Here is an 840-nt window from a genome sequence, read left to right as displayed (position 1 = left end):
CGCCCCCGAGCAGGTCGAGTTGGCGGTGGCCGCCGCGGACGTGCCGCGCGGCGCCAAGCTGGCCGCCGAACAGATCAAGCTGGCCCCCTTCCTGAAGTCCAGCGCCCCCTCCGGCGCGTTCACCAAGGACACCCTGCCCGTGGGCCGGGTGTTGTCGTCCGCCGTGGCCGCCGGCGAACCCATCACCGAAGCGCGCCTGTTGCAGGACGGCGCATCGCACGGCGGCGTCAGCACGCTGATCGCCCCCGGCATGCGCGCCGTGGCCGTCAAGGGCAACAAGGTGCTGGGCCTTTCCGGGTTCATCCGCCCCGGCAACCGCGTGGACGTGCTGGTGACCCTGGACGACGAAACCCGCGAAAAGTCCAAGTCGCGCACCAAGCTGGTGCTGGAAAACGTGCGCGTGCTGGCCACCGGCACCGAACTGAAGCAGGAAGGCGACGACACCTCCACCTCGTCGGTGGACGTGTACACCCTGGAAATTTCGCCCCCGCAGGCCGAGCCGCTGGCCCTTGCCGCCTCGCGCGGCGAACTGCATTTCGCCCTGCGCAACCCAGCCGACGACGGCACGGTGCTGACCCCCGGCACCGACGTGCCCGGCACCCTGGCCCTGCTGACCAGCACCCCCGAAGGCAAGCCGGTTCCCAAGGTGCGTGAAACCAAGGTGGAAATGATCTCCGGCACCGAACGTTCAACGCTGAGGTTCCCGCAATGAGCCGCCCCGCCTCCCTCACCCGCGCGGCGGGCCGTCTCGTCGGCACGGTGCATGCTGCGGCATGCGCCGTGCTGGTCACCGTGCTGCTGGCCGCCGCCGCGCAGGCCCAGGCCGATGCTACCCCCCAG

1 protein-coding gene is annotated in these 840 nt (G+C 70.7%); it reads left to right on the top strand.

The features are described 5' to 3' along the window. A partial coding sequence (gene cpaB, locus FVW27_RS17590) for a Flp pilus assembly protein CpaB (protein ID WP_167127697.1) occupies nucleotides 1-712 on the top strand: 712 nt, incomplete at its 5' end. Nucleotides 713-840: the final 128 nt, after the last annotated feature.

The sequence above is a fragment of the Nitratidesulfovibrio liaohensis genome, from assembly GCF_011682075.1.
In the GTDB taxonomy this organism is placed as follows: Bacteria; Desulfobacterota; Desulfovibrionia; order Desulfovibrionales; family Desulfovibrionaceae; genus Cupidesulfovibrio; species Cupidesulfovibrio liaohensis.
The sequence above is the reverse complement of the archived record's forward strand: the minus strand, read 5'-3'. Positions and strand labels throughout refer to the sequence as shown.